This window comes from Shigella sp. FC1544 (assembly GCF_001722145.1).
GTDB lineage: Bacteria > Pseudomonadota > Gammaproteobacteria > Enterobacterales > Enterobacteriaceae > Escherichia > Escherichia coli.
In genome coordinates this window covers 1-6,215 of record NZ_MECT01000118.1, presented here as the reverse complement: position 1 = coordinate 6,215, position 6,215 = coordinate 1, and the positions used below count along the sequence as shown (strand labels likewise).

Below are 6,215 nucleotides of genomic sequence, written 5' to 3'. Positions count from 1 at the left end.
AGTTGCCATGTTTTACGGCAATGAGAGCAGAGATAGCGCTGATGTCCGGCAGTGCTTTTGCCGTTACGCACCACGCCTTCAGTAGCGGAGCAGGAAGGACATCTGATGGAAATGGAAGCCACGCAAGCACCTTAAAATCACCATCATACACTAAATCAGTAAGTTGGCAGCATTACTGAGATTTTCTACAATCGTCAGCGTCGTCACTCTCGTCTGGGGAATATCTCCCCGGCAGCCTTCAGGGAAAAATATCATCAGATGGCTGCTTAAAAAAAGAACAAATGGTAGTGTCCGCTATTGCCAGTACACCTCAAGACGATATTTCTTCGATAACGTGTGTTCTTTCTCCTGCATCAGCTTATACAGGGAAGTCAGGAGCGGTCTACTCTGCATTTGCCTGACCGCCAGGCGTTCAGACACCGGTAACCCGCGTATATCGTGCTCTATGGCGTACAGTTCACCGATTAGTTTCAGAGCTTCTTCCGCCGTCGCGCTTTTAGTACTGATATATACATCGTGGATTTTGCGTCGCGCATGAGCCCAGCATCCTGCTTCCGTCCGTCGGCGCGCAGCTCTCCAATCCGGATAATATCACCGACAACGCCGACCGGATCAGTGATGAGTGGAAGGCCTTCGACCGCGCCATCGAAAGTAACCACGGTGTTCCTGAGGCTGCCGCACGCCTGAAAGAACACCTCCGGGACTTCCGTAACACACATGCCGCCGCACAGCTGGGCGTTTCTGCTGTGGCGGCCCTTCCCGGTGATCGCCTCTCTGCCGCACTGATGGTTAAATCACACGGCACCGTCAGTGTCGACGGTAAAGTCTCTGATGCTGACCTCACTTACCTGGAAGAAGTGGCAAACAGCACCGGGCAGGAGGTGGACAAAAGCCGCCTGACATCACAGGCCTTTGCCCGCGCGGCACTGATCACTGATGTGGGTATTGCTCTGGCTACGGAACTGGAAACGGCCGGGCAGAAATGGTCTCTGGGCTTCCCCCCCAAATTCCAGCGCGTCGACCTGTTCAACTACAACGTGCTGGTCAGAAATTATGACAGCAGCGCCTTCAAAGGCGACCGCTACCACAACACGAAAAATGGCATCAACGCCGACATCGGTGCCAGTACGGACCTAGATGACAACTGGACGCTGGGACTGGTCGCACAGAACCTGATCCCCCGTAGTATTGAGACAAAAGAAGTGAACGGTATCACGGAAACCTTCAGGATCCGCCCGCAGGTGACGGCCGGTGTCTCCTGGCACAACGCGATGTTCACCACCGCATTTGATGTGGATCTGACCCGGCCAGCGGTTTCACCTCCGACAGCAACCGTCAGTTTGCCGCCATTGGCGCAGAATTTAATGCCTGGAAATGGGCACAGCTGCGCGCCGGTTACCGTCAGAATCTGGCCGGTAACGACGGCAGTGCATTCACGGCCGGGGTGGGGCTCTCACCGTTTGATGTGGTTCACCTTGATGTTGCAGGCCTGATCGGCACGGACAACACTTACGGTGCGGTCGCACAGTTCCAGTTCACCTTCTGAGTTCCACCTGCAAAACAGCATGCACATTATCGCTGCATGTTGTTTCCATCATCAAAAGTCTGTCGGACATCGACAGACTTAACTCCCCCGGATAATACAGAAAACCTGTAAAGGATTGACCGGAAACAACAAAGATCAAATTTTGATCGCAAAGTTCAAAACACAAACACCAATTGATCAATATCTGACCAATCAATCACTTGTGCTTATCTTTTTTTTCATTTTGTTACATCTGTCATACAAATATAACTGACAGTGATTATCATTATACCCTTATCAGTTACGTACCATGACTGATAGTTCCCCGTTGTAATTAAATGCTATCCCATAACCACAACTCAGAAATATCGGAGTTCACGTATGAATAAAATTTATTCACTGAAATATAGTCATATTACAGGTGGATTAGTTGCTGTTTCTGAACTGACCCGGAAAGTTAGTGTCGGTACATCAAGAAAGAAAGTTATCCTCGGTATTATTTTATCCTCAATATATGGAAGTTATGGCGAAACAGCATTTGCAGCAATGCTGGATATAAATAATATATGGACCCGCGATTATCTTGACCTTGCTCAAAACAGAGGAGAGTTCAGACCGGGTGCAACAAATGTTCAATTAATGATGAAAGATGGAAAGATATTTCATTTTCCAGAACTACCTGTACCTGATTTTTCTGCTGTTTCCAACAAAGGTGCAACAACATCAATTGGAGGTGCGTACAGTGTTACTGCGACTCATAACGGTACACAGCATCATGCAATAACAACACAGTCATGGGATCAGACAGCATATAAAGCAAGTAACAGAGTATCATCTGGCGACTTTTCGGTTCATCGTCTGAATAAATTCGTCGTGGAAACAACAGGGGTTACGGAGAGTGCCGACTTCTCACTTTCTCCCGAAGATGCGATGAAAAGATATGGCGTAAACTACAACGGTAAGGAACAAATAATTGGCTTCAGAGCAGGTGCCGGAACAACCTCAACGATATTAAACGGCAAACAATATCTGTTTGGACAAAACTATAATCCCGACTTGTTAAGCGCAAGTCTTTTTAATCTGGACTGGAAAAACAAGAGTTACATTTATACCAACAGAACCCCTTTTAAAAACTCACCAATTTTTGGCGATAGTGGTTCTGGTTCTTATCTATATGATAAAGAACAACAAAAATGGGTTTTCCATGGTGTTACCAGTACAGTTGGTTTTATCAGTAGTACCAATATAGCCTGGACAAACTACTCGTTATTTAATAATATTCTGGTAAACAATTTAAAAAAGAATTTCACAAACACTATGCAGCTGGATGGTAAAAAACAAGAGTTATCATCGATTATAAAAGATAAGGACCTGTCTGTCTCAGGAGGAGGGGAATTAACGCTCAAGCAGGATACCGATCTTGGCATTGGCGGGCTTATATTCGATAAGAACCAGACATATAAAGTGTACGGAAAAGATAAGTCTTATAAAGGTGCCGGGATAGATATTGATAATAATACCACCGTTGAATGGAATGTTAAGGGCGTTGCCGGAGATAATCTGCATAAAATAGGTAGTGGTACTCTGGATGTAAAAATAGCACAGGGAAATAACCTTAAAATAGGTAATGGGACTGTCATCCTTAGTGCTGAAAAAGCCTTCAATAAAATTTACATGGCCGGAGGTAAAGGTACGGTAAAAATAAATGCCAAAGACGCTTTAAGCGAAAGCGGTAATGGCGAAATCTATTTTACCAGAAATGGCGGAACACTGGATCTAAACGGCTATGACCAGTCATTTCAGAAAATCGCAGCAACAGATGCGGGAACAACCGTAACGAACTCAAACGTGAAGCAATCAACATTATCACTTACTAATACTGATGCATATATGTACCATGGGAATGTATCAGGTAATATAAGCATAAATCATATTATCAATACTACCCAGCAACATAACAATAATGCCAATCTGATCTTTGATGGCTCAGTCGATATCAAAAACGATATCTCTGTCCGGAATGCACAGTTAACATTACAAGGACATGCGACAGAACATGCCATATTTAAAGAAGGCAATAACAACTGTCCAATTCCTTTTTTATGTCAAAAAGACTATTCTGCTGCCATAAAGGACCAGGAAAGCACTGTAAATAAACGTTACAATACGGAATATAAGTCCAACAATCAGATAGCCTCTTTTTCCCAGCCCGACTGGGAAAGTCGTAAATTTAATTTCCGGAAATTAAATTTAGAAAACGCAACCCTGAGTATAGGCCGGGATGCTAATGTAAAAGGACACATAGAGGCTAAAAACTCTCAAATTGTTCTGGGAAATAAAACTGCATACATTGACATGTTCTCAGGAAGAAACATTACTGGCGAAGGTTTTGGATTCAGACAACAGCTTCGCTCCGGGGATTCAGCAGGCGAAAGTAGTTTCAACGGCAGTCTGAGTGCTCAAAACAGCAAAATAACTGTTGGTGATAAATCAACTGTTACTATGACTGGTGCATTATCCTTAATTAATACAGACCTGATTATCAACAAAGGAGCTACTGTTACCGCCCAGGGAAAAATGTATGTAGATAAAGCTATTGAACTGGCCGGAACCCTGACATTAACAGGCACCCCTACAGAAAATAATAAATACAGCCCGGCAATCTATATGTCAGATGGATATAATATGACAGAAGATGGTGCCACGTTAAAGGCTCAAAATTATGCCTGGGTCAATGGTAATATAAAATCAGAAAAAAAAGCATCTATTCTGTTTGGTGTTGACCAGTATAAAGAAGATAACCTGGACAAAACCACACACACACCGCTGGCTACAGGTTTGCTGGGTGGCTTTGATACTTCTTATACCGGAGGTATTGATGCTCCTGCTGCCTCAGCCAGCATGTATAACACCTTATGGAGAGTAAACGGACAGTCAGCCCTGCAATCATTAAAAACCCGCGACAGTCTTTTGTTGTTTAGTAACATAGAGAATTCGGGTTTCCATACTGTGACAGTAAACACACTGGATGCCACTAATACTGCTGTGATTATGCGGGCTGATCTGAGCCAGTCTGTAAATCAATCGGATAAACTCATTGTTAAAAATCAGTTAACCGGAAGCAATAACAGTCTGTCGGTCGATATACAGAAAGTGGGAAATAATAACTCAGGATTAAACGTTGACCTGATAACAGCCCCAAAAGGAAGCAATAAAGAGATATTTCAAGCCAGTACTCAGGCCATAGGTTTCAGCAACGTATCTCCTGTGATCAGCACGAAAGAGGATCAGGAACATACCACGTGGACCCTGACCGGATATAAGGTGGCTGAAAATACAGCATCTTCCAGTGCAGCAAAATCGTATATGTCCGGTAATTACAAAGCCTTCCTGACAGAAGTCAACAACCTGAATAAACGAATGGGGGATCTGCGTGACACCAATGGCGAGGCCGGTGCATGGGCCCGCATCATGAGCGGAGCAGGTTCAGCTTCTGGTGGATACAGTGACAACTACACCCATGTGCAGATTGGTGTGGATAAAAAACATGAGCTGGATGGACTTGACCTTTTCACTGGTCTGACTATGACGTATACCGACAGTCATGCCAGCAGTAATGCATTCAGTGGCAAGACGAAGTCCGTCGGGGCAGGTCTGTATGCTTCCGCTATATTTGACTCTGGTGCCTATATCGACCTGATTAGTAAGTATGTTCACCATGATAATGAGTACTCGGCGACCTTTGCTGGGCTCGGAACAAAAGACTACAGTTCTCATTCCTTGTATGTGGGTGCTGAAGCAGGCTACCGCTATCATGTAACAGAAGACTCCTGGATTGAGCCGCAGGCAGAACTGGTTTATGGGGCCGTATCAGGTAAACGGTTCGACTGGCAGGATCGCGGAATGAGCGTGACCATGAAGGATAAGGACTTTAATCCGCTGATTGGGCGTACCGGTGTTGATGTGGGTAAATCCTTCTCCGGTAAGGACTGGAAAGTCACAGCCCGCGCCGGCCTTGGCTACCAGTTTGACCTGTTTGCCAACGGTGAAACCGTACTGCGTGATGCGTCCGGTGAGAAACGTATCAAAGGTGAAAAAGACGGTCGTATTCTCATGAATGTTGGTCTCAACGCCGAAATTCGCGATAATCTTCGCTTCGGTCTTGAGTTTGAGAAATCGGCATTTGGTAAATACAACGTGGATAACGCGATCAACGCCAACTTCCGTTACTCTTTCTGATAACAGCCCGGGCCGCGTTTGCGGCCCTTCTTCTACCGGAGAGAATATGTATTACCCTGTGACAGACTATATCGCTCTTGCTCTCATTATTAGCTTTCTTTTTCTGACATTATTTATCTGCCTGTTATGCCTTAAACATGAGCGAATAAAAAAAGAAACTATCAGGCAAAAAAATGCACATATTCTGGAGCATGGCTGGAATGCAACTGAGTTCTCATGGTTCCGATACGGACAGTATAACGAAACGGGGGTGATGCTGCCAACTTACTGATTTAGTGTATGATGGTGTTTTTGAGGTGCTCCAGTGGCTTCTGTTTCTATCAGCTGTCCCTCCTGTTCAGCTACTGACGGGGTGGTGCGTAACGGCAAAAGCACTGCCGGACATCAGCGCTATCTCTGCTCTCACTGCCGTAAAACATGGCAACTGCAGTTCACTTACACCGCTTCTCAA

At 45.1% G+C, this 6,215-nt stretch carries 3 protein-coding genes and 2 pseudogenes; 3 read left to right on the top strand and 2 right to left on the bottom strand.

The genetic code is table 11. The features are described from left to right. Both BGK49_RS25925 and BGK49_RS25920 read right to left on the bottom strand, forming a co-directional pair. A partial coding sequence (locus BGK49_RS25925; RefSeq protein ID WP_001423768.1) for an IS1 family transposase occupies positions 1-122 on the bottom strand: 122 nt, incomplete at its 3' end. A 190-nt stretch (positions 123-312) separates the two neighbouring features. Beyond that, positions 313-558 (bottom strand): annotated as a pseudogene (locus BGK49_RS25920) (IS66 family transposase); the annotation flags it as partial. Here BGK49_RS25920 and BGK49_RS08365 point away from each other — a divergent pair. The 3 genes and pseudogenes from BGK49_RS08365 to BGK49_RS25905 form a co-directional block, all read left to right on the top strand. Continuing rightward, a pseudogene (locus tag BGK49_RS08365) lies at positions 543-1,546 on the top strand (conjugal transfer protein TraF); the annotation flags it as partial. The pseudogenes BGK49_RS25920 and BGK49_RS08365 sit on opposite strands and share 16 nt — an antisense overlap. A 360-nt stretch (positions 1,547-1,906) precedes the next feature. Next, positions 1,907-5,764, top strand: a complete 3,858-nt coding sequence (gene sigA, locus BGK49_RS08360; RefSeq protein ID WP_001034109.1) for a serine protease autotransporter toxin SigA — start codon at positions 1,907-1,909, stop codon at positions 5,762-5,764. A gap of 304 nt (positions 5,765-6,068) precedes the next feature. Next, a partial coding sequence (locus BGK49_RS25905) for an IS1 family transposase (protein WP_001393286.1) occupies positions 6,069-6,215 on the top strand: 147 nt, incomplete at its 3' end.